Source organism: Acinetobacter sp. YH12136 (assembly GCF_013418545.1).
In the GTDB taxonomy this organism is placed as follows: Bacteria; Pseudomonadota; Gammaproteobacteria; order Pseudomonadales; family Moraxellaceae; genus Acinetobacter; species Acinetobacter towneri.
Window position 1 is genome coordinate 1 of the sequence record NZ_VPBV01000064.1, and the last position, 1,571, is coordinate 1,571.

A 1,571-nucleotide genomic window follows, 5' to 3' on the forward strand; every position below is an offset into this window, starting at 1 on the left:
TCCCTGATTACAAGCTCCCCTTAGCACCTAAGCGGGAGTTTTTAGCCATCCCGAATGGGGGGCGACACGTTTTTATATAGAATGAATTAAGCGCTGAACGAGGACGGTGGCGTGGCGAGGGCACGCAGCACGCACCGCCCGCAGTAGGCGCAATAATTTAATCCTTTAAAATTTGCCTAGTCCACTTATTTAATAGTGGACTTTACTCTATGGGGTGGAGTTTTTATAACCTGTTTCGGCTTTCTTATTTTCCCCTCGCTTTCCGATTATTTCCCCTCTGGGGAATTAATCAGAACCTTAGCGAGCGAAAAATAAAAACCCGACCATATTGAATATGATCGGGTTTCGTTTTATATTTGATGCACGGTTATTAATTCTTCGCGGGAATTAATAACGAAAGTTATGTGATCTGACAATCGACATAAGATTCAAGATAAAATCTCCGTGCTGTTTAATTATTATAACGACACTAGATTTAAAATAAATCCCTCTTTCGTTCTTAATTGCCTCAGATAGTTAATTTCCGTCCTTTTTGTGGGTGGAAGGCTTGGTGACGCCAGCGCAAAATTGATTAAGTCTGTTACTGGGGTATCTGAACAAAGCAGACAACGGCATGAGTAGTCATAAAACGCTGATCGTGAGTATATTGGGGTAATCCCTTGCGGTGATCATTTAAAAGCGTTTATAGGCGGTTTTGGACGTGTTCAGGGGGTGACGTAAGCCCTAACCAAAACAAGCGCAGCATTACGCTGTGATGCGCTCCTGTGAAACGATGGCTCGGCTCCGTAGTGATGCTTTGACTCGTTCGGGTAATACTCCTAGAGCATTGTCTGCCGTTCCATGAACGGACATGACAAGGCTCTAGGGTGAGTATTTCCTGATCTTCTCCAACTCTCACCATAATGATAATTCACTACTTAGGTTTGCTTATGAAAAAAATAGATATAATTCAAAAACTTAAAATTGAAAAAGATAACTTTTTAGATGAAAAACATTTAGATTGGTATGTCTTAACATTCATTAGAAATTATCCTGAATTTCTTGAAAATGATTACAACAATGCAATGACTTTAGCTAAACAACACATTGATGATTATGAACAATTGACACAATACATTGTTGAGCTTAATAATGCGTATCTCAGTGCTAAATCATATCTAGGCATTGATTGAAAACTTTTGCTTTAAGCCAAGCCATCATTGCGGGATGTAGTTTTCACTGGTCACACTAAGCTGACAAAAAATCCTTTTGAGTGTTTGACATAGAAAGGTACTGAAAAGCCTATTGCGGGGGCTTTTTTTTTGTCTTTGAGTTAAGCAAGGATACACAAAGGGTACTTTGTGCCTTGTAAGGGGTATAACCCCTTAACCCCAACCATCTCCAGTAGTAACCGAGGGGGCGGAGTTGCCCCCGACTGCATGGATTTTGCTCTAAAAGTCTCTTTTCCCTGATTACAAGCTCCCCTTAGCACCTAAGCGGGAGTTTTTAGCCATCCCGAATGGGGGGCGACACGTTTTTATATAGAATGAATTAAGCGCTGAACGAGGACGGTGGCGTGGCGAGGGCACGCA

General features: G+C 41.6%; 1 protein-coding gene. It reads left to right on the forward strand.

All coding sequences use genetic code 11. From position 1 onward, the window contains the following. The first annotated feature begins 929 nt into the window (after positions 1–929). Positions 930–1,172 carry a hypothetical protein gene (locus FTU71_RS14460; RefSeq protein WP_180112127.1) on the forward strand — a complete coding sequence of 81 codons (243 nt, stop codon included), beginning with the start codon at positions 930–932 and terminating at the stop codon, positions 1,170–1,172. The last annotated feature ends 399 nt before the right edge of the window (positions 1,173–1,571 follow it).